Source organism: Mesorhizobium sp. M0954 (genome assembly GCF_040319155.1).
Classification (GTDB): domain Bacteria; phylum Pseudomonadota; class Alphaproteobacteria; order Rhizobiales; family Rhizobiaceae; genus Mesorhizobium.
This window is the reverse complement of record NZ_JAMYNR010000002.1, coordinates 171,724-197,987: the sequence shown is the minus strand read 5'-3', so window position 1 is coordinate 197,987 and position 26,264 is coordinate 171,724. Positions and strand designations below refer to the sequence as shown.

24 protein-coding genes are annotated in these 26,264 nt (G+C 63.3%); 17 read left to right on the top strand and 7 right to left on the bottom strand.

Translation table 11 applies throughout. The features are described from left to right. From NKH93_RS04115 to NKH93_RS04060, 12 genes are all read left to right on the top strand, one after another. Entirely contained in the window at positions 1 to 867 is an 867-nt protein-coding gene (locus NKH93_RS04115; protein ID WP_352470585.1) for an aromatic ring-hydroxylating dioxygenase subunit alpha, read from the top strand. Then, entirely contained in the window at positions 864 to 4,010 is a 3,147-nt protein-coding gene (locus NKH93_RS04110; RefSeq protein WP_352969256.1) for a molybdopterin cofactor-binding domain-containing protein, read from the top strand. Before NKH93_RS04115 ends, NKH93_RS04110 begins: the two co-directional genes overlap by 4 nt. Then, positions 4,007 to 4,495, top strand: a complete 489-nt coding sequence (locus NKH93_RS04105) for a (2Fe-2S)-binding protein (RefSeq protein ID WP_352612510.1) — start codon at positions 4,007 to 4,009, stop codon at positions 4,493 to 4,495. Before NKH93_RS04110 ends, NKH93_RS04105 begins: the two co-directional genes overlap by 4 nt. Continuing rightward, positions 4,492 to 5,997, top strand: coding sequence for an aldehyde dehydrogenase family protein (locus NKH93_RS04100; RefSeq protein ID WP_352969254.1), 1,506 nt, complete (start codon positions 4,492 to 4,494; stop codon positions 5,995 to 5,997). The genes NKH93_RS04105 and NKH93_RS04100 overlap by 4 nt, the downstream gene beginning before the upstream one ends. Before the next feature lie 208 nt (positions 5,998 to 6,205). After that, complete coding sequence (dgoD, locus tag NKH93_RS04095; RefSeq protein ID WP_352470581.1) at positions 6,206 to 7,378, top strand: galactonate dehydratase; 1,173 nt, start codon at positions 6,206 to 6,208, stop codon at positions 7,376 to 7,378. Positions 7,379 to 7,383: 5 nt separating this feature from the next. Beyond that, positions 7,384 to 8,160 carry an SDR family oxidoreductase gene (locus NKH93_RS04090; protein ID WP_352470580.1) on the top strand — a complete coding sequence of 259 codons (777 nt, stop codon included), beginning with the start codon at positions 7,384 to 7,386 and terminating at the stop codon, positions 8,158 to 8,160. A gap of 30 nt (positions 8,161 to 8,190) precedes the next feature. Beyond that, on the top strand, positions 8,191 to 9,174 hold the full coding sequence (locus tag NKH93_RS04085) for a substrate-binding domain-containing protein (RefSeq protein WP_352612514.1): 984 nt from the start codon (positions 8,191 to 8,193) through the stop codon (positions 9,172 to 9,174). An 88-nt stretch (positions 9,175 to 9,262) separates the two neighbouring features. Next, entirely contained in the window at positions 9,263 to 10,783 is a 1,521-nt protein-coding gene (locus NKH93_RS04080; RefSeq protein WP_352969251.1) for a sugar ABC transporter ATP-binding protein, read from the top strand. Further along, a complete protein-coding gene (locus tag NKH93_RS04075) occupies positions 10,780 to 11,781 on the top strand; it encodes an ABC transporter permease (protein WP_352470577.1) in 1,002 nt (333 codons plus the stop codon). The genes NKH93_RS04080 and NKH93_RS04075 overlap by 4 nt, the downstream gene beginning before the upstream one ends. Positions 11,782 to 11,783: 2 nt before the next feature. After that, entirely contained in the window at positions 11,784 to 12,584 is an 801-nt protein-coding gene (locus tag NKH93_RS04070) for a FadR/GntR family transcriptional regulator (RefSeq protein WP_352684659.1), read from the top strand. 5 nt (positions 12,585 to 12,589) lie between these two features. Beyond that, entirely contained in the window at positions 12,590 to 13,465 is an 876-nt protein-coding gene (locus NKH93_RS04065; RefSeq protein ID WP_352969249.1) for an aldose 1-epimerase, read from the top strand. Between the two features lie 203 nt (positions 13,466 to 13,668). Continuing rightward, positions 13,669 to 14,133: a cupin domain-containing protein gene (locus NKH93_RS04060; protein WP_352819856.1), complete on the top strand. Its 465-nt coding sequence runs from the start codon at positions 13,669 to 13,671 to the stop codon at positions 14,131 to 14,133. 65 nt (positions 14,134 to 14,198) lie between these two features. Here NKH93_RS04060 and NKH93_RS04055 read toward each other — a convergent pair whose 3' ends face one another. The 6 genes from NKH93_RS04055 to NKH93_RS04030 form a co-directional block, all read right to left on the bottom strand. Next, a complete protein-coding gene (locus NKH93_RS04055; protein WP_352470573.1) occupies positions 14,199 to 14,702 on the bottom strand; it encodes a sarcosine oxidase subunit gamma in 504 nt (167 codons plus the stop codon). Further along, positions 14,695 to 17,649 carry a sarcosine oxidase subunit alpha family protein gene (locus tag NKH93_RS04050; RefSeq protein WP_352969247.1) on the bottom strand — a complete coding sequence of 985 codons (2,955 nt, stop codon included), beginning with the start codon at positions 17,647 to 17,649 and terminating at the stop codon, positions 14,695 to 14,697. The genes NKH93_RS04055 and NKH93_RS04050 overlap by 8 nt, the downstream gene beginning before the upstream one ends. After that, complete coding sequence (locus tag NKH93_RS04045; RefSeq protein WP_352470571.1) at positions 17,646 to 17,927, bottom strand: sarcosine oxidase subunit delta; 282 nt, start codon at positions 17,925 to 17,927, stop codon at positions 17,646 to 17,648. Before NKH93_RS04045 ends, NKH93_RS04050 begins: the two co-directional genes overlap by 4 nt. A 13-nt stretch (positions 17,928 to 17,940) precedes the next feature. Beyond that, positions 17,941 to 19,197 (bottom strand): sarcosine oxidase subunit beta family protein, encoded by a 1,257-nt coding sequence (locus tag NKH93_RS04040; RefSeq protein ID WP_352470570.1) that lies wholly within the window; start codon positions 19,195 to 19,197, stop codon positions 17,941 to 17,943. Positions 19,198 to 19,207: 10 nt separating this feature from the next. Then, positions 19,208 to 20,356, bottom strand: coding sequence for a M24 family metallopeptidase (locus NKH93_RS04035; RefSeq protein ID WP_352969244.1), 1,149 nt, complete (start codon positions 20,354 to 20,356; stop codon positions 19,208 to 19,210). Between the two features lie 74 nt (positions 20,357 to 20,430). Continuing rightward, the gene (locus NKH93_RS04030) at positions 20,431 to 21,621 is read right to left on the bottom strand and encodes a M24 family metallopeptidase (RefSeq protein ID WP_352969242.1); all 1,191 of its coding nucleotides are present in this window, start codon (positions 21,619 to 21,621) and stop codon (positions 20,431 to 20,433) included. Positions 21,622 to 21,863: 242 nt separating this feature from the next. On the opposite strand from NKH93_RS04030, the gene ehuB reads away from it, so the two are divergent. Genes ehuB through NKH93_RS04005 form a run of 5 tightly spaced genes read left to right on the top strand, consistent with a single transcriptional unit; the run spans position 21,864 to position 25,676 of the window. Then, the gene (gene ehuB / locus NKH93_RS04025) at positions 21,864 to 22,733 is read left to right on the top strand and encodes an ectoine/hydroxyectoine ABC transporter substrate-binding protein EhuB (protein ID WP_352470567.1); all 870 of its coding nucleotides are present in this window, start codon (positions 21,864 to 21,866) and stop codon (positions 22,731 to 22,733) included. 54 nt (positions 22,734 to 22,787) lie between these two features. After that, complete coding sequence (ehuC, locus tag NKH93_RS04020) at positions 22,788 to 23,516, top strand: ectoine/hydroxyectoine ABC transporter permease subunit EhuC (RefSeq protein WP_352819842.1); 729 nt, start codon at positions 22,788 to 22,790, stop codon at positions 23,514 to 23,516. After that, a complete protein-coding gene (ehuD, locus tag NKH93_RS04015) occupies positions 23,513 to 24,172 on the top strand; it encodes an ectoine/hydroxyectoine ABC transporter permease subunit EhuD (RefSeq protein WP_023674259.1) in 660 nt (219 codons plus the stop codon). Before ehuC ends, ehuD begins: the two co-directional genes overlap by 4 nt. Beyond that, positions 24,169 to 24,948 (top strand): ectoine/hydroxyectoine ABC transporter ATP-binding protein EhuA, encoded by a 780-nt coding sequence (ehuA, locus tag NKH93_RS04010; protein WP_023717024.1) that lies wholly within the window; start codon positions 24,169 to 24,171, stop codon positions 24,946 to 24,948. The genes ehuD and ehuA overlap by 4 nt, the downstream gene beginning before the upstream one ends. Further along, positions 24,945 to 25,676 carry a GntR family transcriptional regulator gene (locus NKH93_RS04005; RefSeq protein WP_352768591.1) on the top strand — a complete coding sequence of 244 codons (732 nt, stop codon included), beginning with the start codon at positions 24,945 to 24,947 and terminating at the stop codon, positions 25,674 to 25,676. The genes ehuA and NKH93_RS04005 overlap by 4 nt, the downstream gene beginning before the upstream one ends. Before the next feature lie 146 nt (positions 25,677 to 25,822). On the opposite strand, the gene NKH93_RS04000 is transcribed toward NKH93_RS04005, so the two are convergent. Continuing rightward, on the bottom strand, positions 25,823 to 26,254 hold the full coding sequence (locus NKH93_RS04000; RefSeq protein ID WP_352969240.1) for a VOC family protein: 432 nt from the start codon (positions 26,252 to 26,254) through the stop codon (positions 25,823 to 25,825). Positions 26,255 to 26,264: the final 10 nt, after the last annotated feature.

Here is a 26,264-nt window from a genome sequence, read left to right as displayed (position 1 = left end):
ATGAAGACGACGGACAGGGCGGCACTGGACGATTGGTACGCGGTGGAGACGGTCGCCGACCTGGATGGCGCGCCGAGCCATACGCGGCTGCTCGGCCAGGACATCGAACTGGTCCGTGACATCACGGGCGAAATCACGGTTCGGGAGGTCCTGGACGACGGCAACCGCGGCCCCGCGCTGCCCGTCCGGCAGCGCTACGGCTGCGTCTGGACGACGCTGGGCCTGCCCGGGAAGGAAATCTTCGAGATCGCCGAGGCATCGGAACCCGACCGCCGCTACGTGCCCTGCGGCTGGGTGACGATGCGGGCGTCGGGTTTGCGTGTCGTAGAGAACTTCCTCGACATGGCGCATTTCCCCTTCGTGCATACCGACATTCTCGGCTCGGAGCCGCACACGGAAGTACCGGCCTATCTGAGCGAGATACGTCGCGAAGTAGACGAGGTCTGGGCGACCAACTGCACGTTTTTCCAGCCGCGCATTGCCGCCACGGAAAGCTCCGGCGCGTTCGTGCATCTGACCTATCGCGTGCCGAGCCCATTCGTGGTGATGCTCTATCGCGTGTGCCCCGTGGCGCCGGACCGGCTCGACGCAATCGCGCTGTTCATCCAGCCCATCGAGGAAGACCGCTGCCGCGCCCAGCCGGTCATGTATCTCGTCGACTCGGCTTCGACGCAGACGGCGTTGCTCAACTTCGAACAGGTCATCTTCCTGCAAGACCGGATCATCGTGGAGAACCAGCGGCCGCTGCGCCTTCCACTCGAGCCGCGGATGGAAATCCCGACCCGCGCCGACGGGTCCTCCATCGCCTACCGCCGCTGGCTGAAGGAAAAAGGCATCCGTTTCGGCACGACCGCGAGAGCCACATGACCGAGTCGGGTCTCCAGGTGCTTCGCCCGACCTCCGTTGCCGAGGCGCTGTCATTGGCAGGCGAGGGCGCGTCGCAACTGGTCGCCGGGGGCACGGCGCTGCAGCTCGGCTGGGCGAAGGGCCTGCCAAAGCCGCGGCGCCTCATCGACATCGGCCGTATCGCCTGCCTGAAGGGCATCCAACTGGCCGGCGACGGGTTTCGGATCGGCGCACTGACGACCCTGGGTGCCTTGGAGCGTGACCGGGCGATAGGCGAGACTTTGCCTCTGCTCGCAGCCGCAGTCCGCGCCACGGCGGGACCCGCCGTCCGCAATCTCGCAACGCTGGGCGGCAACGTCGCGGGGGGCACGGGTTGCCTTCTGCCGGCCCTGCTCGCGATCGATGCGAAGCTGGAGATCGTCTCACCGGCTGGGCGCGCCGTCGTGCCGCTCGCGCAATGGTTGGCCGACGCACCGTCAGCGGGCCTCATTGAGACGGTCATCGTTCCACCGCAGCCTGCCGCTCGCTGGACCCATCGCAAAGTCGGCCTGCGCGCCGCCTTCACCCCAAGCGTGGCCGGTGTCGCCGGGTTGATCGAAACGGCGGACGATCGTGTCACGATCGCGCGGCTCGCGGCCAGCGGCGGCGGGGAAGCAGCCCGTCTCGGTCACGCCGAAGCGCTGCTCATCGGCCGGCGCCTCCAAGAGATCGATTGGGCCGAGCTGCACGCCGCAATTCTCGAAGAGGCGCCGGCGATCGATGATGCATGGCGGTCCGACCGCTATCGGCGCAGTGTCGTGGCGAATGCGCTGGTCTTCGGGCTCGGCGGAAAGTTGTCCCAAGGAGCACATTCGCCGCGCCGGCGGACCGTGCCGTCCGGAAATCCACCTGCCGAAATTCTCGTGTCGCGATCGGAGATCGGCGCACGCTGGCACCAGCGGCCGGACGTTGCACCGAAAATCGCAGGCAGGCTCGAATACCTGACCGACCGTCGCGAGCCCGCCATGCTGGTCGGGCGCATTCGGCGTGCCGGCATTCCCCATGCAAGGATCGTTTCCATCGATACGAGCGCGGCCGAGGCGCTGCCAGGAGTCGCGGCGGTTGTAACGCACCGCGACATTGCCGGCAGCAATGCCTTCGGCATTGTCGTGCAGGATCAGCCTGCACTGTGCTTCGACAAGGTCCGCTATTTCGGCGACGCTGTTGCTGCCGTTGCCGCTGTTGACACACGGACGGCCGAACGCGCGCTTGCTCTCGTCAGCGTCGAATACGAGCCGCTGCCAATTGTGAGCGATCCCCAACAGGCACTCGCCGCTGGGGCCGAGCCGGTCCACGCCTCAGGCAATCTGCAGTGCAGCTTCGAGTTCACGCGTGGCGATGCCGCCGCGGCTTTTGCCAAGGCAGCTCATATCGTCGAGGCTGTCTACGAAACGCCGAGCCAGATGCACGGCTTTATGGAGACGGAGGGCGGCTACGCTTTCGTCGGCACGGATGGTACCCTGAACGTCTTTGCCGGTGGGCAGCATGGCCGCCGCGACCGCATGCAGCTCTCGCGCATCCTCGGTATGCCGCAAGAGCGGATACGGGTGGTCACCAGCCCGACTGGCGGCGCTTTCGGCGGCAAGGACGAGCTGACCGTGCAGCCGGCCCTGGCCCTGCTGGCGCTGAAGACCGGACGCGCCGTGCGGCTGCATCTCGACCGGGCGGAATCCGTCATCGCGGGTACCAAGCGCAATGCCATGCACATCCATATGCGCACCGCCTGCGACGCCGAGGGTCGTCTGCTCGCCCAACAGGTGGATGTGATCGCGGATGCCGGCGCCTACGCGTCGCTCGGTCCGGGCGTGCTTGAGACGGCGCTCGAACACGCCTGCGGGCCATATGTCGTTCCCAACGTCCTCAGCTCGGGCAGGCTCGCCTATACCAATAACGGCGTCTGCGGCGCGTTTCGTGGCTTCGGTGCCAACCAGATGGCCTTCGCGGTAGAGTGCCAGCTGGACCGGCTGGCCGAAGCCGCCGACATCGACATTATCGAGATACGGCGCCGCAATTTGCGCGAGCCTGGCACGCGAGGCCATCTCGGCCAGCAGGTCGCGCCGTCCGAACGTCTGGCCGAGATGCTGCAAGCCGCCGCTGCTGACCCGATCTGGGCCAAGCCGCGTGGTCCGTCGTTCGACGGCTCTGAGACGATCGGCGTCGGGATGGCGATGAACTATCAAGGCAATGGACTAGGCACGCTGCCGCCGGACCCGGCCGGAGGCGCGTTGCGCTTGGCTCCGGATGGCATGATCGAAGCGCTCTATGGCCTGGACGAGATGGGACAAGGCCTGCTCACCTCGGTGAAGGCCGCGGTCGCCGGAGCGCTCGGCTGCGGCCGCGACGATGTCCGGCCGGTCACCGGTGATACGGCGGCGACGCCCGAATCCGGCTCCTCCACCGCCTCGCGCGGCACTCACGTGGTTTGGCGGGTCGCGGCAGTCGCCGCACCACCTTTTACGCGCGACCTGCTGGCAGCAGCGGGCCAGCTGCTTTGCCGCGAAGCCGGGACGCTGGCGCTGGCAACCGGCGGTATCGTCGAGCGACATTCCAACAGCGGGTCACTGCTCATGAGTTTCGCCGAGCTTGCTGCGGCGTTGCCTCCCGACCGGCTGCCAGCTGCTGCCGTCAGCTTCGAGTTTCCGAAATCGGACTATCTGGAAGGCAATGCACGCCTGATCTTCGCCTTCGGCGCGACACTGGCGCGCGTTGCCGTGAGCCGCATCACTGGGCAGGTACGCGTGCTCGAGCTCCATCAGCATACCGCGGCCGGACCGATGCTCGATGCTGCCGCCTATCTTGGCCAGATCGAAGGCGGCGGCGTCCAGGGGCTGGGCTTCACCCTCACTGAGGACGCGGCGATGCGGGATGGCCGGGATCTTGCCGGCAACCTCGATTTCTACATGCTGCCAGGCATTGCCGACACGCCGGAAAGCTTCGCGACCTTCGCGTTGGAGGATCTGGACGAGGACGACCCGTTCGGCCCGCGCGGAGTTGGTGAGCTTGGCATTGGTGCCGTGACGCCAGCCGTCGTCAACGCGATTGCGGACGCCACAGGGGCTTGGCCCGAGCGCCTCCCGGTCGATCCTGAATGGGTACTCGACGCCCTGCAGAGGAGTGCAGCGTGAGTGCCGAGATCGCGATTACCTTTAACCTAAACGGCTGCCGCCAGGCGCTGGCCGTGCCCGCCGAGTTGCGCCTGATCGACCTGCTGCGCGATCATTTCGGCATGACTGCCGCCAAGATGGCTTGCGGCATCGGCCGCTGCGGCGCTTGTTCCGTGCTGATGGACGATCGCGCGGTCAATGGCTGTCTGCTCATGTCGTGGCAACTCGACGGGGCCACCATCATCACGCCGGAGGGTTTCGACGACCTTCCCGAAGCCATTGTCCTGCGCCAGGCTCTGGCGGCCGAAAACGCTTTCCAGTGCGGCTACTGCGCACCCGGCATCACTGTTGCGCTGACCGCTCTGCTGCTGGAGAATCCGGCTCCAGACGAGTCTCAGATCCGCACTGCGCTCGAAGGCAATATCTGCCGCTGTACCGGCTATCATTCCATCATCCGCGGTGCCCTCGCGGCGGTCGAGGCGTTCGCTTGCGGGGTACGGACATGACGGTCATCATTCGAAACGGTGCAGCCAGGCACGCAGGCGTCGAGGCGTTCCTGGCCAAACCCAGAATGCGGCACCTGATCGGCGGCGGCTGGTGCGACGCCAGCGATGGCGCAACCTTGCCCGCGACCGATCCTGCGAATGGCGACACGCTCGCGCTGCTGGCGCAAGGCACAGCCGATGACGCCGGGCGCGCCGCTGCTGCGGCGCGTGCTGCTTTCGAAGGCGAGAGCTGGCGCGACATGACACCGTCGGCACGCGGCAAGCTGCTATGGCGCATCGCCGACCTGATTGAACGCCATGCCGATGAGCTTGCAGAACTCGAGACGCTTGACCAAGGAAAGTCGCTGAAGACCTCGCGCTTCGCCGAGATTCCCGCCTCGGCCGAGCAGTTCCGCTATTTTGCCGGTTTTGCCACGAAAATCCTCGGCACGACCATCCCCACCTCCATCAGCTACCAACCGGTGGGCAGCAAGATTTTCGCCTACACGGTGCGAGAGCCGATCGGTGTCGTGGCTGCCATAACGCCATGGAATTCGCCGCTGCTTATGGCCTCGATGAAGCTCGCCCCGGCGCTTGCCGCCGGCTGTACGATCGTGCTCAAGCCAGCTGAGGAAACGTCGCTCACCGCGCTCAGGCTCGGCGAACTGATGATCGAAGCCGGCTTGCCGGACGGCGTCGTCAATATCGTGACCGGTCTCGGTGAAACCGTGGGCGCAGCATTGGCTGCAGATCCCGATGTCGATAAGGTCGCCTTCACCGGCTCGACGGAAGTCGGAAAGATGATCGTCTCCGCAGCGCGCGGCAATCTGAAGAAGCTGACGCTCGAGCTGGGCGGCAAGTCGCCGGCCATCATCATGCCCGATGCGGACATGGGGCTCGCAATCCCCGGAGTGGCTCGGGGGATCTTCGCCAATGCCGGCCAGGTCTGCGTCGCCGGCTCGCGTGTCTATGCGCATCGCTCGATCTACGACCGTCTGGCGGAGGGGCTGGCGGAAGAGGCGCGAAAGCTGCGTCTCGGACACGGGCTTGACCCGGATACCGACCTTGGTCCGCTGGTCAACGGAACCCAGGCTGCGCGCGTCGCCTTCTACGTCGGCGATGGTGCTTCCAGCGGCGCCGAGATCATCGCCGGCGGCCGGCGCTTCGACAACTTCTTCGAGCCGACCGTGGTTACCGGCGTGCGCCCGGACATGCGCATGATGCGCGAGGAAATCTTCGGCCCGGTCGTTGCCGTGACACCGTTCGACGATGTCGCGGAGGCGATAAGCCTTGCGAACGACTCGCCCTACGGCCTCGCCGCAAGCGTCTGGACCCGCGACCTATCCACTGCGCATCGCCTTGCCGCACGTATCCGGTCGGGCACCGTCTGGATCAATTGCCATTCCTACTTCTCGCCGGAACTGCCGAAGGGCGGCCACAAGCAATCCGGTTGGGGCTATGAGAACGGCGCACCGGGTCTGGAGAACTATCTCGAGACGAAAACGGTCTGCGCGGTGATTTAGCCGCGCCTTTTCCGCGATGTTCGCGGATCGGAGGCTGACAGCCCTTCCATCGGCGGACAAGGATTGATCGAAAATTGCTCGGATCCTCCTGAGGACCAGTTCCTTGGCGGCCTTGGTCCACATCGACGTTGCACTTGACTCGTCCATATTATCCGTAATAAATCATACATATTGCCATCGAAAAAAGGCGGCAGGTCTGGGAGGACCGATGAAAATCACGGCCATCAAGGCGCGCGTCTGCAATGCGGAAATGCGCAACTGGGTCTTCGTCCGGGTCGAAACCGACGAGCCCGGGCTGTTTGGCTGGGGTGAGGCAACGCTGGAATGGAAGACCCGAGCCGTCGTTGGGGCGCTTCAGGACCTTGAGGCCCTGCTCATCGGGCAGGATCCGCGCAACGTGGAGCAGTGCTACCAGATACTTACGCGCCACGGATTTTGGCGTCTTGGCGTCGAGGGAATGTCTGCCGTCAGCGGCATCGAGATCGCGCTCTGGGACATCCTGGGCAAGTCATTGGGCGTCCCCGTCTGGCGCCTTCTGGGCGGACAGGTTCGCGACTATCTGCGCACCTATACGCATCTCGGCCTCGGAGACATGAAGGCGGTCTATGAGACCGGATCCGCGGACGCGATCGTGGAACGCGGACGCATCGTGACGCAGGCAGGCTACGATGCGGTCAAGGTCGTCTGCATTCCCTACACCCACTACGCATCGCCTGCGAAAGCCGTTGATTCTGTCGCCAACATGGTTGGCTCACTTCGCGAGGCCATAGGTCCGGACATCGACATCATGGTCGATTTCCATGGACGCCCTGCATCCGTTAACGCTGCGATGGACTACCTCAGAGCAATCGAGCCGGCCCGCATCATGTTCGCGGAAGAACCCGTGCCGCCCGAAGATGTTGCCGGACTGGCGCATATCACGGCGCGATCGGCCGTGCCGATCGCTTCCGGCGAGCGGCTGATCGGGCGTCGCGAATTCACGCACTCGATCGCAGCCCGTGCCTTCAACATTGCCCAGCCTGATATTTGCCACACTGGCGGTCTGCTCGAGACAAAGAAGATCGCGGCCATGGCGGAAACGGCAGGCATCGGCCTTGCGCCGCACAACCCGCTCGGTCCGATCGCTGGCGTCGCTGCTCTTCACTTCGGCATATCGACGCCAAACGTCGTCATTCAGGAGGAGATGTCCGGTGCCGTCGCCTGGTACGACGACGTCGTTACCTGGCCAATTCGGCGTAAACCAGGCCGCTGGGACCTGCCCGATCTGCCGGGCCTTGGCGTCACCGTCAATGAGGACGTCATCGCGCGTCACCCCTTCAAGCAGGAAGTGCTGCATGCCCGCAATGCCGTCATGCCGGACGGCACCGTGGTCGACTGGTGAATGCAATGGCAGGCCGGCTGCAAGGAAAGATCGCAATCATCACGGGCGCCGGCCAAGGCATAGGTGCCGCCACCGCCCGGGCTTTTGCAACACATAGGGCAAAGACCGTCATTGCCGAACTGAATGCGGCAAGCGGCAAAGCGGTCGCCGACGAATTGCGTGCCGGAGGCGCCGACGTATTGTTCGTCGAGACGGATGTCACGGACACATCCGCGGTCGCGGACATGGTCGCCGGCACGATCACGGCCTATGGCGGCGTCGACATTCTGGTCAACAATGCCGGTGCCAACGTGTTCTACGAACCATTGCTGATGCCGGATGAGGAATGGGAGCGCTGCCTCAAGCTCGACCTCCAGGCCGCGTGGTTCTGCGCCAAGGCGGTTTTGCCGACGATGCTGGCGAAGGGCTCGGGGTCCATCGTCAACATAGCGAGCTGTCACGCCTTCCAGATCATTCCCCATACGTTCCCGTATCCGGTCGCCAAGCATGCACTTTTGGGCCTGACCCGTTCGCTGGCCATCGAATATGCCGCACGCGGTATCCGGGTGAACGCGATAGCACCCGGCTATATCGAGACGCCGATCGCGGAAGCCTACTGGAACACATTCCCGAACCCCGCCGAGGAGAAGCGGCGAGCCTACGACCTCCATCCGCCCAAGCGAATTGGCCGGCCGGACGAGGTTGCAATGACGGCGGTTTTCCTCGCTTCGGACGAAGCGCCGTTCATAAATGCCGAGACGATCACCATCGATGGTGGGCGCTCGGTTCTCTACCACGACTAGCAACCACCATTGAGCTCAGGGAGGATCTTCATGAAAACCACAACAAAGGCTTTGGCGACATTTGCGGTACTGGCTGCCGGACTGATGAGTGGCACAGCAAGCGCAGACGACATCAAGATCGGCTACATCAACAAGATGGGAGACCACCCATGGTTCGTCGCCGAAGTCGGCGGCGCCAAGAAAGCGGCTGAGGCGGCAGGGGCCGCGTTCGTGTCGCAGGACGTTCAGTTCGACGCCAATTTGACGATCACGACCTTCGATACGATGGTCGGCGATGGCGTGAAAGGCATCGCCATCGTTGTCCCCGACAAGGCACTGGGACCGGTCATCGCGGAGAAAGCAAAGGCCGCAAAAATTCCCTTGGTGGCGGTGGACGACGATATCTACTACCAGGATGGCACCCAGGTCCCCTATGTCGGCATGAATGCTTACAATATCGGTGCGCGGGTGGGCGAAGAGCTTGCCAAGCTCTACAAGGCTGAAGGCTGGGCGGGCAAAGAAGTGCGCATCGCCTCGATCGAGGACCGCAAGGCCGATACCTGCATGCAGCGCAACAAGGGCGCGGAAGAAGCGTTCCTGAAGGCGGTGCCCGATTTCAAGCCGGGCAACATCGTTCGCGTCCCCTACGACAACACGATGGTCAACGCCATCGACGTGATGACCACCACACTGACGGCCAATCCCAGCGTCACGAACTGGATATTCTATTCATGCAACGATGACGGCGTGCTGGGTGGTGCGCGAGCACTGGAGAATGCTGGCTATTCCGCAGACCAGGGCATGGGGATCGGCATCGACGGGAGCCGCGCCTGCGATGCCTTCGGATCCGGAAAGCCCTCGGCGTTCCGTGGTACGATGTGGCTCAATTCGGAAAATCATGGCGCGCTGGCGGTGAAGATTCTCTTGGCCTCCATCAAGGACGGAACCAAGCTTCCCGTTCAATCCTTCACTGACCCGGAATACATCACCGCCGACAATTTTGCGTCGGACTACAAAGCCAAGCTCTGCCACTGAACCAGATATGCGTCATGCGCCGCAGTGCGCATGACGCTCTTTGGTTCGTCGGCGGGCACACGGATCGGTCCTCGGGAGTGAGCTTTTGATGCAATCGGATTTCTTCTCGCTCGACAGGATATCGAAGCGCTTCGGCGTCGTGCAGGCGCTCGACAATGTCTCGATTGCCTTTCGGCCAGGAGAGGTGCTTGCCCTGGTTGGCGAGAATGGCGCCGGCAAGTCGACAATGATGCGAATTCTTGAGGGCGTGTTCGCACCGGACACCGGCACCGTGCTGCATGGCTCCACGCCGATCGTTTTCAGCGAACCGCGCGACAGCCACAGAGCCGGAATACGCGTCATCCATCAGGAGCCGGAGATCGTTCCGAACCTGACCGTGGCCGAGAACATTTTCGTCGGCGAACTGCCGCGGCTGGCAGGCGTCCTGCTCGACTGGCACAGGCTCGAGGACCAGACCGATAAGGTGCTTGCGACTTTCGGCATGCAGCAGGATATGCTGCCGCGTCAACTCTGCAGCACACTCGGTCCGGCACAGCGCCAGATGATCGAAATCATGCGCGCCATACGTGCCGGCGGCCGGCTGATCGCATTCGATGAGCCGACCTCGTCACTGACCGACGACGAAGCGCGCCGTCTGTTTTCAGTAATTCGCCGGCTGCGCGGCGCGGGCACTTCGATCGTCTACATCTCTCACAGGCTGAACGAGGTCATCGACCTTGCGGATCGCATTGTCGTGTTGCGGGACGGCCGGCTGGTCGATGATTCCCCCGCTGCCGGTGCCAGCGAGCAGACCATAGCCAAGCTCATGGTGGGCCGCGACATAGCCGATCTGTTTACGCGCGAGACGTGGCAATCGGGGCAACCGTTGCTGGAGGTGACGGGCCTGATCACCGACCACGTCACCGATGTGAGCCTCAAGGTCCGCCGCGGCGAGGTGCTCGGCATTGCCGGCCTTATGGGTGCGGGTCGATCCGAACTGGCAAAGGCGATTGTCGGCTATGATCGGCGCCTCGACGGAACCATAACGATGAATGGTGTGCCGGTTGGCCCCAACAGTCCGCATGCAGCGATCGTGGCGGGCATCGGCTTTGCCCCGGAAGACCGCAAGCACGAGGCGCTGCTGTTGTTCCGAAGCATTCTTGATAACGCCTCGCTTTGCGTGCCCGACAGAACGTCGACCTTCGGCTTCTTCAACCGGCGCAAGGCACTGGAGATCGTCTCACCGCTTGCAGCAAAGATGTCGATCAAGGCGCCCAACCTCGACGAACAGGTTTCGAAATTATCGGGTGGCAACCAACAGAAGGTCGTTCTTGCGCGCTGGCTTGCGCGGCAGCCGATGCTTCTCATCCTCGACGAGCCGACCCGCGGCATCGACATCGGCGCCAAGGCGGAAATCTATCGCCTGATCGACGAACTCGCCGCCAGCGGCATCGGCATAATCCTGATTTCCTCGGAAATGCCGGAACTGATCGGGCTGGCCGACAGGGTGCTTGTTATGGCTGGAGGCCGGATCACGGCCGAACTTTCCCGCCCTGACATCGACGAGGCCACGATCCTGAGACATGCCATGCCTCAATCTGCAGCATCGCTTGGAGGACAAATTCAGTGAACAGCCTTGAGCTCAGGACAGCAACAACGCAAACCGGCAAAAGGCGCGCTTCCTTGCGCATCGCAGAGCGCATCGGCATTCACAACATAAGCCTTCTTGTTGCTCTCGCCATTCTCGTGCTCATTTTCGGCACCCTGAGAGGCGACGTGTTCTTCTCCAGCCGAAACCTGCTGAACATCGGTCTAGGCATTACCATCCTGGGCGTTCTGGCGATGAGCCAGACCGTGGTTATTGTCGCCGGAGGGCTCGATATTGCCGTCGGCGCAATTGTCGGTCTGACCACAGTATCGACGGCAATGGCCATCCAGGCCACCGGATCACCCGCCGCGGGCATTCTTGCCGGCCTGGTCCTGGGCGGTCTTGCCGGCCTCGTGAACGGCATCATCATCACCTATGGGCGGGTCAACGCTGTCATCGCGACTCTCGGTACGATGGCGATCTTCCGCGGCATCGCGTTCATCATGTCCGACGGGCAATCGATCGCGATTTTCAGCGAGACTTTCCGCTTCATCGGGATCGGACGAATCCTCGGCCTGCCTCTGCTGATCTGGATTCTCTTGCTGACCGCGATCGTGTTCCATCTCTTCCTTGCCCGCTCGATCGTTGGCCGCAACATCTATGCCCTGGGCGGCAATCCCGTTGTCGCACGCTTCTCCGGCATCGACATCAACCGCTACCGCGTCGGCATCTACATCATGAGTGGAGTGGCGGCCGGATTGGCCGGGATTCTGTTGGCTGCCCGTACCGGCTCCGGGCAGCCCGTATCCGGATCCCAAGGCCTGGAACTCGAGGCCATCACAGCGGCCGTTCTTGGTGGCTGCGCCTTGCAGGGCGGCAAGGGCACGATCGTCGGCGCACTGCTGGGCGTCGCCATCATTGGCGTCCTCAACAACGGAATGATACTGACGTCCGTGCCAACCTTCTATCAGTTGCTTGCCAAGGGCTCGCTGCTGATACTTGCTGTGGTAATTGCCGAGTACCACTTGAACAGGACATGACGATGGACGCGGCGATCGCTTCGACTGGCCAAGGCAAGCAGGACATTCCTGCCGCAGATGGCACCACGTCATCGCTCAAGGATCGCATCGCACGCGATCTCGGACAGCGCATCCTCGCCGGTTCCTACGCCCAGCACTCCGTCCTGCCGACGGAAGCCGAGCTTTGCGTTATCTACGGGGCGAGCCGCACCGCGCTTCGCGATGCTCTTCTGACGCTTTCGGCGAAAGGATTGATCGAGGCGCGCAAGCGGGCCGGGACGCGTGTGCGCGTGTCGAGCGAATGGAACAGGCTGGATGCACAGGTTCTGGAATGGATGCGCGATATCGAGCCCGATCTCGATTTCGTCCGAGGATTGATCGAGGCGCGGCTGGTCATTGAACCCGCTGCCGCCCAACTTGCGGCCAAGATGGCGACGTCAGGCGATCTCGCGGTCATCGAAGCGGCCTATGAAGCCATGCGCATTGCTCCGCAGGATGATCTCGCTGCGTGTCTCGATGCCGACGTCAGGTTTCATACGGCCATCCTGCGTGCCAGCCGCAACCCGGTGTTCGCCAATCTCGGCAATATGCTTGCGGCCGCCCTCAGCTTCTCCTTCCGCTTGACCACATCGGCCACCGCTAATTACCAGCAGACGCTGAGCGCGCATGGCGACGTGCTGGAGGCAATCAGGATGCGGAGGGCCGACGATGCACACGATCAGATGAAGGCGCTCATCGGGATCGCGTCGAACGACCTTCTTGCAGTGGCTCGCAAAGGCCGCCATCAACAGCCGATCGCCGCTGCCAAGGCCAGTACCGTCTGAAGCGGATGGTCGGGACGATCAAGATCAGAAGCGGAGACCTGTCTGCTGAAATCGTCCCATCGCTTGGGGCAGGTCTTGCGAGACTGGACCATGGACGCGTGCCGCTCTTCAGGCCTTGGCCGAACGGCGGGAGCAGCAACCCGTTCGACCTTGCCTGCAACCTGCTTTTGCCATGGTCAAATCGCATCTCGGGCGGCGGGTTCACATTCGACTGCAAATTCCACGAACTGCCTGCCAATGTTGCACGCGAGCCCTTTCCCATTCACGGCAATGGATTTTCGAGCGAGTGGGACGTCGACAGCGTAACGCAGGACAACGCAAAGCTGTCGCTCATCAGCAACGGGCCCGGCCCATACCGATATCGCGCCGAGGTGAGCTACGCGCTGGCCGGACAGGGGCTCGAGCTGAAACTTCGCATCGTCAATCGGGCCTCGATCAGATTGCCGTTCGGGCTTGGCATCCATCCATGGTTCCCGAGAACAGCGTTGACCACGCTTCACGCCGCGGCATCACAGGTTTGCCTCGAACGGCCCAACCATCTCCCTGAACGATTTGTGGATGTCAAAACCCGTCCCGACTGGGATTTCGGCGCCCCGGCCGCCTTGCCGAGCGGATGGATAAACAATCTGTTTGCCGGTTGGAACGGCGTCGCTACCATATCGTGGCCGGAGCACAGTTGCAGCCTGCGGATTGAAGCTTCATCGCCCTTGAATTTCTACCTGGTCTATTCGCCATCGGACGAGAGCGACTTCTTCTGTTTTGAACCGGTCAGTCATGTTGTCGATGCTCATAATCGGGGTTCGATCGACAAATGGAATGGACTGTCGGTGCTTGGGCCCGGCGAGAGCCTGGCAGCCCGTTGCAGCTTTGCCGTCAGTTAGGCGGATCTCTGCGGCGCCCTCGAATTGGCGGATGTCGGCCTGCATGTCCGGTGACAACGAAGCCGTCTTTTCGTCCAAACGGAGCTTGGGAAGAGGGAACTCCGGCGACCGGGAACCCGCGAGCCAGTTCGACGTTTGCCGGATGTCGCTGCGCAGCTCGTCTGCTTGACGGCCCACCAAATGTGCCTGGCAGGATTGGATCAATGACGGATGTTGAACCAAAAGAATTCGTGCTCGCGGGCATCGTCATGAAGCGACTGGTCTCCGGCGAACAGACGGGAGGCTTGTTGAGTCTGTTCGAAAACAGAAGCGACGGGCACACCAAAACGCCAATCCATGTTCATGCGAATGACGACGAGACGGTCTACGTCATCGAAGGGCACTTGACCGCAATTGTGGACGGTGTGGTCCGAACGCTCTCGCCCGGCGAGAGCATGTTTTTGAAGCGGGGCATCCCGCACCAGCTTATGAATCCCGGCAACCAGCTCGTTCGCTATATCCTGATAGACACGCCAAGTGTGTTCGAGCAGTTTCTCGCCGAAGGTGGCCATGAACGCAGCAAGGGAGAGGTGGTCGGGCCGCCGACGCCTGCCGATATCGAGCGGCTCAAATTAGCCGCGCCGAAGTTTGGGATTACGCTCCTGCAGGACTGGCCGGCAAGAGAGTAGATGGCTTCGTGATGGCGGCTTGGATCGCCGCTAAAGCCGGCCCTTGCCCGAGGAACCGGTATTGGCTAGCCGTCGGCAATCCAATCCGAGAGGCTTCGCGAAAAACTTCGCGGCACGATGAGTTCGCACGCGGTCTCGCCGGTGCGCAGGAAGAGCACGGGCACGTGATGGAAGGATGTTTGCACGGCGCGGCCCGGAGCGGCGGTCGGCGCGTGCCAGTTGACGGCAATGCAGCCGGACAGAAGCCTTGCGATACCAGGGCCGGCCATTTTCAAACGAACACGACCTTCCCCGAGGGGCACGGAACAGCCGAGATCGGGGTCGACGACAAGGGCTGGCGCCTCTGTGCCTTCGTCGAGAGCCAGCCAAAGGCGGCGAGGTGCAACGCGGATGGTCAAAAGGCCCTTGTGGCGAACCGTCTCTCCCACCGAAGCGGGAAGTTTCGTGTTGAGCGACGCCGAGACGCTCTTTTCGAATTGTCTCAGTGTCGCGTCCCAGCCCTCGATCTGGATAAGCGGACAATCCGCCACGGACAGACTGAAATCCCGAGAAGAGGTCAAGCTAGCCATGCAGCCGTTCTCCCTGCGGATCGATGAATACCGGCGAGACAACGCGGGCGCGAACCGTTTCGGCCTTCATCGGATAGACCGCCACGACCTCGCTTCCTTCTGCCGCGACATCACCGGCAAGCAGGGCCAATCCGACATAGCGGTCGAGTTCTGGGCTAAAGGTGATCGAGGTCACCCGGCCGCGGCCATGGCCCTCGATCTTGTCGTCCGGCAGGAACAGGATCGCCCCGCCGCGGAGGCGCTTGCCGTCTTCGGCGCATTCCAGTCCGACCAGCCGCTGGCGCTCAGGCGCCTGATAGGCCTGGCGGCGGCGCAGTACATCGCCGACGAAGCCGCTGCGCTTGCCGGCCATGCGGCCGAGGCCGAGATCGTCGAGCGTCGTGCGCCCATCGATCTCCGGTCCGGCGACATGGCCCTTTTCGACCCGCAGCGCGCCGAGCGCCTCGACACCGTAAGGCTTCAGGTCGAAGGGTGTGCCGGCTTCGAGCAAGAGGCTCCAGAGCTGTTCACCGGCAGTGGCGCCGACATAGACTTCGTAAGCGCGCTCGCCGGAATAACTGAGGCGCAGGATGCGGAGCCCACGGCCCTGCCACTCGCTTTCGAGTAGCCCCATATGCGGAAGCGCCGCGTCGGAAACGTCGAGACCAGGAAAAGCAGCACCGAGGATTGCGCGGCTGTTAGGCCCGGCAACCGACATCGCCGCCCATTCATCGCTGACCGAGGTAACGGCCACGCGCAAATCCGGCCAGGCCGTGTCGAGCAGGAATTCGAGACGCGACAGCACATCGGCGGCCTTGGCGGTCGACGTGGTCATGAAGAACCGGTTTTCCGCTAGCCGCGTCGTGGTGCCGTCGTCGAAGACGATGCCGTCGTCGCGCAGCATGACGCCGTAGCGGGCGCGGCCTATCGCCAGTTTGGCAAAGCCGTTGGCATAGACGCGGTCGAGGAAGATTGCCGCATCCGGGCCCTGGACATCGATCTTGCCGAGCGTGGAGATGTCCATCAGCCCCGCGGCCTGACGCACGGTACGCATTTCGGCAACATAGGCCTCGTTCACGTCGCGGCCCGACTGCCGGTATAAATAGGGCCGCATCCAGAGCCCGACCTCGAGCATCTCGGCGCTATTCGCCATGTGCCAGTCGTGCATCGGCGTGCGGCGGATCGGCTTGAAATGATGGCCGACGGCGCGTCCGGCAAGCGCGCCGATCGCCACCGGCGTATAGGGCGGGCGGAAGGTCGTGGTGCCGGTCTCGGGAATCGTTGCGCCGCGCAGCGCTGCCATGGCGGCAAGTGCGGGAAAATTGCTGGTCTTGCCCTGATCGGTGCCCATGCCGAGCGTGGTGTAGCGCTTCAGGTGCTCGACCGATTCATAGCCCTCACGATGGGCGAGCTCGATATCCCCGGTCGTCACGTCCATCTGGAAATCGACGAAGGCCTTTCCGCGTCCAGCGGGCAGGGTTTCGCGAAGCACGGTCGAGGCGGTCTCACCGAGATCGAGTTTTGATGGAGCGGGCACCGGCGCCGACTTGCCGCAGGAGGCTGCCGCTTCGATGCCGGCGCGATGGCCGTGCTCGACGGCAGCGGCGGTCGCATAAGCTCCTATCATTGCGCCGGCGCCGAACTGGCTGGCTGAAAAGACGCCCGGCACGAAGCCGTCAATGTCGTCGCGATAGACAGGTTTGACACCGAGGTGGGAGGTGAGATGCACGGTTGGCGACCAGCCGCCGGAGATGCAGACCACGTCACAGGCGGCCGAGGATTGTCCCTTCGGTCCATTGAGCGTTACGCGCCTGACGGTATGGCCGCCGTGCAGGTCGACGATGCGCGTTGCGGCCCGCACCACCACGCCGAGCCGTGCGGCTTCAGCGGCAAGTGCTGCGGGCGGGACGGCGCGCAGATCGGCAACCGTCACCTCCGCGCCGGCTGCGGCGTAATCGAAGGCGGTGCGCCAGGCACCGTCATTGCTGGTGGCGACGATGATTTTCCTGCCCGGCAGGACGGCGAAACGGTTGAGGTAGGTCCGCGCGGCCGAGGCGAGCATGACGCCGGGCCGGTCGTTGTTCGAGAACACCATTGGTCGCTCGATGGCGCCGGTGGCGAAAACGATGGCGCGGGCGCGCAGCATGGTGACCGTTTGGCGTGTCTCGCCATTCGGCTGCGGATCGGTTGGATCGCGCTGTTCGACCAGTCCAAGCACATTGCCGTCATAGTTGCCGAAAGCGGTCGTCCGCTTCATCAGCGCGACGGTTTCGAAGCCCTCCAACTCGGCCTCGGCCTGCCTCAGCCATGCGGCCGCTGCGCTGTCGGACGGTTCCGCCAGAAGCTGGCCGCCAAGCAGGAAATCCTGCTCGATCAGCGCGACCCGCGCGCCGGCCGCGGCGGCCGCCCGCGCCGCCGACAATCCCGCCGGGCCGCCGCCGACGATGGCGACATCGGCGAAGGCATGATGAACCTCGTAGCGGTCGGGATCGGGGCCGGTGCCGGCTCTGCCCAGGCCGGCCGCCTTGCGGATGAAATGCTCGTAGAACATCCAGGCGCGGCGCGTCGGGCCCATGAAGGTCTTGTAGTAGAAGCCGGCGGACAGAAACGGCGCGAAAAGGCCGTTGACGCTTTGCACGTCGAAGGCAAGCGACGGCCAGCGGTTCTGACTCTCCACGACCATGCCGTCGGCGAGTTCCAGCGTCGTCGCCGGCAGGTTCGGCTCGCGCCTGCCGGCGCTCCCGAGCGTAACCAGCGCATTCGGCTCTTCGGGCCCGGCGGAAAAAATGCCGCGCGGGCGATGATATTTGAAGCTGCGCCCGACCAGGGTGACGCCATTGGCGAGCAGCGCGGAGGCGAGCGTGTCGCCGCGATACCCAATCAGCTTGCGGCCATCGAAGGTGAAATCTACCGGCACCTCGCGACTGATGCGGCCACCCGCTGGCAGGCGTTTGCGGTTCGAACTCATGCCGGTTGTTTCCTGACAGTCGATTTCCTGGCGAAGTCGACGGATGCGATCGCGTGGTTGCGGGTGTCGCGTTCGACCACCAGCCATTGCCGGCAGCCGGTCACGTGCTGCCAGAATTCACGGTGCGGGCCGGCCGGGTTTGTCCTGATATAGACGTAGCGGTACCAGGCCTCCGGATCGGCATCGTCATGGGTTGGACGCGTGACCGAGGCATCGCCGCCATAGCGGAACTCGTCATGGTCGCGCGGGCCGCAGCAGGGGCATTCGATGCGCAGCATTTTGTCCCGCCTCCTATTGCAGCCAGGCGGAAGGGCCGACACCGGCCTCATCGAGCGTGTGGCCGGTGCGGAAACGATCGAGTCCGTAGGCCGCGATCAGGGGATGCGGCTTGCCGGTGGCGATCGTGTGGGCGAAGCACCAGCCGGAAGCCGGCGTCGCCTTGAAGCCGCCATAGCACCAGCCGCCATTGAGATAGAGGCCGTCGATCGGCGTCGGGCAGATGATCGGGCTGGCATCGGGAGTCATGTCCATGACGCCGCCCCAGTGGCGCAGCAGACGGACGCGCGAAATGCACGGCATCAAAGCAATCGCCGCCTCCGCCACCTCGCGCACGACGCCGAGATTGCCGCGCTGGGCGTATGAATTGTAGCCGTCGAGATTGCCGCCGAAGACCAGTCCGCCCTTGTCGGACTGGCTGACGTAGAAATGGTCGGCGCCGTAAGCGACGACGTGATCTACCAGCGGCTTCAGCGGTTCGGTGACAAAGGCTTGCAGGACGTGGCTTTCGATCGGCAGGTCAAGGCCGGCCTTGGCACCGAGCACGGATGTATGACCGGCAACAGCGAGGCCGACCTTGCCGGCGCCGATCCGGCCTTTCGTCGTTTCGACGCCGACGATACTGTCGCGGTCGCGGAGGAAGCCTGTCACTTCGCAGTTCTGGATTATGTCGACGCCATGGCTGTCGGCGGCGCGCGCATAGCCCCAGGCGACGGCGTCGTGGCGCGCCGTGCCCGCCCGGCCCTGGAAGATGGCACCATGGATCGGAAAGCGGGCGGTGTCGGAAAAATCGAGATAGGGCACGAGACGGCGCACCTCGTCGCGGTCGAGGATATCGGCATCAATGCCATTCAGCCGCATGACATTGGCGCGGTGGCTGAAGCCGTCGAGCTGATCGGCCGAATGCGCCGTGACGAGCTGGCCGCGCTGCGAGAACATGACGTTGAAGTTCAGCGCCCGCGACATGCCCTCCCAGAGCTTCATCGAGAATTCGTAGAACTGGGTGTTGCCGTCGAGCAGGTAGTTGGAGCGGATGACGGTGGTGTTGCGGCCGACATTGCCGCCGCCGACATAGCCCTTTTCGAGTACGGCGACGTTACGGATGCCGTGGTTCTCGGCGAGGTAAAAGGCGGTGGCGAGGCCGTGTCCGCCGCCGCCGATGACGATCACATCATAGGACGGTTTTGGCTCCGCCGCACGCCAGGCGCGCTGCCAATTCTTCTGGCCGGCGAGCGCGTTGCGGAAAATCGAGAGTGCCGAGTAGCGCGCCATGCGTGCGGGCCTATCGAACGATCGGGCCGGCCGGCGTGCGGGTGAGCACTTCGGCGCCCGCGTCGGTCAAAAGCACCGTGTTGGAGACGAAGTCATTGCCGCGACCCGTTCCCATCAGCCATGACAGGATGTGGAAGCTCATCCCCGTTTCGATCTCGAGGTCGGAATCGTGTCGCAAGCCGGTCACCGAATTGCCGCCGGTCCATGACGGCGGCTGGCCGGCGCCGACAAGGTAGCCGCAGTGATGGCGGCGATAGTGGGAAAGGCCGGCCTCGTCGGCGACGGCCTGCCAGGCGGCGTAAACATCGCGCGCCTTGGCGCCCGGCCGCAGCGCCTCGACGACCGCGTTGAAGGCCTTGGCGGTCACCTCCGCCATTGCGGCGTCTTCATCGCTGATGTGGCCGATGCGAACGAGCCGGCCGAGCGGGGCATGGTAGCGCGAGATGCACCCGGACAGTTCGACAAAGACCGGCTCGCCCTTGCGGTAGATTCCGTCGCCCCAGGTCGTGTGCTCTTCACCCAGGCGCGCGGCCGGGCGGATGAACGGTCCGAAGCCCGGCGCATGACCGCCGGCGCGGATCATTGCCGAAACACATTGGGCGGCGACCTCCTGTTCGGAAGCGCCATCGGAGATCGCGGCGATCGCGGCACCGGCGGCGGCGTCCGTCACCTTTGCGGCACGCCGCATCAGCGCCTGTTCTTCGGCGCTCTTCACCCGCCGCATCTCGTCGATCAGACCGGAGACATCGCTCCACGTTGCATCGGCTTGCGTCTGGAGCGCCACGGCAAGTCCATGGCTAAGGCCGGCCGTCCAGTATTCGAGGCCGATCCGCTTGCCCGACAGGCCGAGCTCCGCAAGCACCCGCGCGGCAAGGTCGGCCGCCGTTTCGCTGTCGGAGTGGCCGCGGAATTCCGCTGCCTTCACCTGCTTCTCGATCGTCACCTTCTCCATCGAGCGGGTGACCAGGACGGGGTTTCCCTGGAGTGGAACGATCAGCAGGTGAGGGGCAAAATACCCCCAGTGATCGAGCCCGGTGAGATAGAAGACGTTCTCCGGTGAGGCGAAGACCGCCGCGTCGAGCTCGCGCTCGGCCAGTGCAGTACGGACCTTGGCAAGGCGGCCGGCGATTTCGGCTTCGGAAAACGGATTGCGGTCCATCGGGTGTCCTCGTGCTTGTTGCCGGCGTGGTGGCGGGCATGGTCTTTTCGGCAGCCGGTTTCCCGGCCGCCATGTCAGTCGATGACGATGAGTTCGCGCGCCACGTCGCAGAGGCGTTCGCCGCCGCGTTCCGTGACGACGAACGATTCCGAGATGGCGATGCCGAAATCGTCGAGCCAGACGCCGGCCATGAAATGGAAGCACATCCCGGACTGCATCTCGGTAGTATCGCCGGGACGAAGGCTTGCGGTGCGTTCACCCCAATCGGGCGGGTATGCGAGCCCGACCGGATAGCCAACCCGGCTTTCCTTCTTCAGCCCGTTCCGTCGCAGGACTGCCTGCCAGGCGGCTTCCACCTGTTCGGCGGTGTAGCCGGGGCGCGCCTTCTCGAGGCCGGCATCGACACCCTCGACGATTGCCTTGGCCATGTCGAGGATGGCTAGCGGCGGCTTGCCGAAATGTATGGTCCGCGTCAGCGCCGCGTGATAGCGGCGCCTCACGCCGGCAATCTCCAGAATGGCGGGGCCGCTGTCCGGCAGCGGCGCGTCGGACCACGTCAGATGCGGCGTGCTGGTGCCCTCGCCAACGGGCATCAGCGGACAGATCGCGGCATAGTCGCCGCCCGCTCCGGGCACCCCCATGATCTGCGCGTGATAGATTTCCGCAATGACATGGTTCTGAGGCACACCGGGCCGCATTTTCCCGATGGCGCGGTTCATGGCATGCGTGCAGATCGCACCCGCCTCGCGGATCAGCACCAGCTCGGCTTCGGATTTGACCAGCCGCGCCCAGTTAACGAGATCGTGGTTGTTGGCGAAATGCGCGTCGGGCAGCCCCTCGACAAGATGGGCGTGGCAGCGCGCAGTGTAATAATGCGCGTCCATCTCGACGCCGATACGGGCCTTTCCCCAGCCGCGCGACCGGATCAGTTGGGCGAGTTCGTCATAAGGGTGTTCGACGGGCTGCTGCACCAGCCGTTCCGAGAACGGCACGATGTTTGTCTCGGGCAGGCCGGTGGTCAGGCGTGCGCTCTTGGCATCCTGCGCTCTGCCGAACCAGATCGGCCGGTCCTCCTCCAGATGGACGAGCACGCACTGCGGAACGTAGAACGACCATCCGTCATAGCCGGTCAGCCAGCACATGTTGGCTGGATCCTGACAGACGATGAGATCGAAGCCGGCTTGTTGCATGCGTGTCTTCACGCCGGCGAGGCGCTGCCCATACTCCGCTTGCGTGAATGTCCCGAAGCCCTTCGCGGTCGCCACCGAAATCCTGCCTTCCAGTACGCCGCTTGCCCTTTGATAAAATATGGGCAAGCAGGCCCAAATTGTGCACAACTCGACGTCAATTTGTTGGCTAACTGCGAATTATCGCCGAATTTCCATGGTTTCTATATCTCTGCTTGCGAAATGTCTAGGGCAGTTGTATACGTCTGATCAAGCAGGCGCCGACCTCGAAGAAGGCCGCGCCCTGGGAACCATCCACAGTTGTCCAATGGGAGAAAAGCATGTTCAATTCATCGATATCGCGCCGCATGGTCGTGAAAGCGGCTGCCTGCATCGCGCTCGCCGCGACGTCATTGACCTCGCTGTCCGCTCACGCGGAAACCACCCTCGAACGGGCCAAGAAGGACGGCTACATCCGCGTCGGTTTCGCCAACGAGGCGCCGTTCGGTTACGCCACGCCAGACGGCAAGCTGACCGGCGAGGCGCCGGAAGTCGCCAAGGCGGTGCTCGCCAAGATGGGCATACCGCAGGTCGACGGTGTTTTGACCGAATTCGGCTCGCTCATTCCAGGTCTCAAGGCCGGCCGCTTCGATATCATCGCCGCCGGCATGTTCATCACCCCGAAGCGCTGCGCCGAGATCAACTACTCCGAGCCGTCCTACGGCATCGGCGAGGCTATGCTGGTGGCAAAAGGCAATCCGAAAGGCATCAAGGATTTTTCCAGCATCAAGGATAATCCGGATCTCAAGCTTGCCGTGATGGCCGGCGCCGTCGAAGGCGGCTTCGCCAAAGAAGCGGGCGTTGCCGATGGGCAGATCGTCTCCTTGCCCGACCAGTCCAGCCTGGTCGCCGCCGTCCAGTCGGGCCGCGCCGATGCTGCCGCGCTTACCGCCCTTTCGATCGCCGACATGGCCAAGAAGGCCGACGGTGTCGAGTCGACCAAGCCCTTCGGCGAGGTCGCCGGCAAGTCGGTGAAAGGCCATGGCGGCTTCGGCTTCCGCAAGGAAGACACCGACCTGCAGCAGGCTTTCAACGCCGAGCTGAAGAAGTTCATCGGTTCGCCGGAGCATATCGCGCTGGTCGAGCCACTCGGCTTCGGCAAGGATTATCTGCCCAACAAGACCACCGCAGAGCTCTGCGCTGGCAAATAGGTTCCCAACTGCTGGCGGCGCGAAAGCGCCGCCCTTTTTTCCCGGGGGAATCGCATGGGAATCCGTACGCTCATTGCCATGCTGGTCATCGCGCTGGTCGTGATCGGCGCGTTGGCAACGCAGGACAGCTATAGAGTGTTCATGCCCGGCCTGCTGCAAGGCGCGGTCCTGACGGTCGAGATCGCCGTCCTCGGCAGCCTGCTGGCAATTATCATGGGCGTGCTTGCAGCACTTGCAAGGATGTACGGCCCGACGCCGCTCAGATGGCTGGCCACGGTTTACGTCGAGATCTTCCGCGGAACGTCGGCACTGGTGCAATTGTTCTGGCTGTTTTTCGTGCTCCCGCAATTCGGCGTCACGATCAACGCATTCGTTGTGGCAGTGCTGGCGCTCGGCCTGAATGTCGGCGCCTACGGATCGGAGTGCGTGCGCGGCGCAATCCTGTCCGTCGCCCGCGGGCAGTGGGAAGCGTGTACGGCATTGAACATGAGCCGCCCACAGATGTTGCGCCGGATCATCCTGCCGCAGGCCTTTGTCGCGATGATCCCGCCCTGGGGCAATCTGTTCATCGAGCTTCTGAAATCGACGGCGCTGGTCTCGCTGATCACGCTTTCGGATCTCGCCTTCAAGGCGCAGCAAATGAACCAGAACACGTTCAAGACCATTCCGATCTTCACCCTCGTTCTTTTGATGTACCTGGCAATGTCGCTGGTTGTGACCATCGGCATGCGGCTTCTCGAAAGGCGGGCGTCGCTCGGACTGGCGCGGGGGAAGGCGGCATGATCTGGGATTGGGGATTTGCCCTGGAAATCCTGCCGGTGCTTGCCCGCGCCGCTGTCATTTCCATCGAAGCGACGCTGATCGGCTTTGCGCTTGCCGCCTCGCTCGGCCTGGTGCTGGCCGTTGTCCGCATCGCCGTGCCATGGACCAGCTGGACGATTTCGGTGCTGGTTGAGCTGATCCGCTCGACCCCGCTGCTCATCCAGATATTCTTTCTCTATTTCGTCTTTCCGAAATTCGGTGTCGTGCTCGACGCTTTCACCGCCGGGGTGCTGGCCATCGGCATTCACTACGCCGCCTATTGCTCCGAGGTCTATCGCGCCGGTTTCGACAACATCCATCGCGGCCAGTGGGAAGCTTCGATCGCGCTCAATCTCTCGTCCTGGACGACGTTCCGCGACATCATCATTCCGCAGGCGATCCCGCCGATCGTTCCGGCGCTCGGCAATTATCTGGTGGCCTTGTTCAAGGAAACGCCGTTGCTTTCCGCAATCGCCGTGATGGAACTGATGCAGACCGCCAAGATCATCGGCTCCGAAACGTTCCGCTACACCGAGCCGATCACGCTGGTCGGCCTGTTTTTCCTTGCCATGAGCCTGGTTTCGGCGGCGCTCATCCGCTCCCTCGAAGGGCTGCTCAACAGGAGGACCACGCGATGACTGAACAACCGATGGTCCGCTTCGACAATGTATCGAAACGCTACGGCACGTTAACCGTTCTCGACGGGCTCAATCTCGAAATAGCGCGCGGCGAAAAAGTCTCCGTCATCGGTCCGTCGGGTTCGGGCAAGACGACGGTGCTGCGCATGCTGATGACGCTGGAGACGATCAATGACGGCGTCATCTGGGTCGAAGGCGAGCCGCTGACCCATATGGAGAGGAACGGCAAGCTTGTTCCCGCCGATCTCGCCCACATCCGCAAGATCCGCGCCAAGATCGGCATGGTGTTCCAGTCGTTCAACCTGTTTCCGCATATGACGGCGATGCAGAACTGCATCGAGGCGCCGATAACGGTGCTCGGCATGAAGCGGGCGGACGCCGAGGCACGAGCGGCCGAGCTGCTGGAGCTGGTCGGTCTGGCCCAGAAGAAGGACCACTATCCGTCACAGCTTTCCGGCGGCCAGCAGCAGCGCGTCGCCATCGCCAGGGCGCTGGCAATGCGGCCCAAGATCATGCTGTTCGACGAGGTGACGTCGGCGCTCGACCCGGAGCTTGTCGGCGAAGTGCTGCAGGTGATAAGGCAAATCGGGCGCGAGCATGATCTCACCATGCTGATGGTCACCCATCAGATGGGCTTCGCCAAGGAGTTTTCCGACCGCGTTTGTTTCTTCTATCAAGGCAAGATCTGCGAGCAGGGACCGCCAAGCGAACTGTTTGGTGCTCCCAAGAACGAGCGGACACGGCAATTCCTGCACGCTGTCCTGGAGGCTGGGTGACGATCGAGACAGAGGCCAAGCCGCCCACGACGGTGACCGCCGCGCCGCCGCGCCCGCTCTCCGCGCGGGAGCGGTTCGAGCGCATCTACCGGATATTGCGCGACCGCATCTGCCTGCTCGATTATGCGCCGGGAAGCCACCTGTCCGAGGAAGAACTTGCCCAGGAATTCGAGATCAGCCGCACGCCGGTCCGGCGCGTCCTGGCGCGCCTTGAATCCGAGGGTCTGGTTCAATCCGTCCACGGCGTCGGCACGATCGTCACCGACGTCGACATCGAGGAATTGCAGCAGGTCTATCATCTGCGCCTGGAACTGGCGCTCCTCGTCGGCAAGCTTTCGCCGATTCCGCGCACGGCGGACGATCTTGACCGGATACGGGCGCTCATCGCGCGCTGCGATGCCGATATACTCAATCCCGACCAGCGCGCTTTCCTGCGCCTCAACATGGATTTTTTCTACGAGCTCACGGCGATGACCGGCAACCAGCCACTGCGCGAGATCAGCGAGCGCCTGTATTTTCAGGTCGCGCGCGTCGTCCTGAAGCTGATGCCGCAATTGGGCCTCGTCGAGGAATTCACCGCATTCCGCCGCGAAATGGAAGAGGTCCTTGCCGCCGCCGAAATCGGCGACTGGGAGTCCATCGGGCACATAAGGCGGGCGCATATCTCAATGAGCTTCCGCCGCATGATGCGCCATGCAGGCGTGGCGAATCTGGATAGAGCTACATAATCAGCCCCCGTAAGATTGTGCTGGTGGACTGCCGTCGAACTGGCTTCGTTTGCCAGGGAAAGCAGGCCGCCCGGCCCGATGCCGATAGAATTTGCCAGCACCGGGAATGACCGGAACGGCCCGATCCTACAGGGCCATACCTGCCCTCAGAGAGCGTCCTCATTCGGTATGTTGGCGGGGTTCCAGACGACCTCCCACAGGTGTCCGTTCGGATCGCGGAAGTATCCGGCATATCCGCCAAAGAACGTGTCCCGGGCAGGCTTGATGATCTCGGCTCCGGCGCGAGCGGCCTCATCCATCACTTGATCGACTTCTTCGCGGCGCACAACGTTGTGTCCGACTGTGAACGAGGTCGAGCTGATCGGCGCCTTGGGCAGGCCAGTGTCGTAGGCGAGGTCGGCCTGCGCCCAGATCGCGAGCTTCAACCCGCCGGACAGCGTGAAGAACGCGACGGCGCCATGCTCGAACTCGCGGCCGATGATCCCTTCCGTCGGCAAGCCGAGACCGTCGCGGTAGAACGCGAGAGAACTCTCGAGGTTGGCGACAGCGATAGTCAAAACCGAAATGCGCGGTTTCATGGCGATCTCC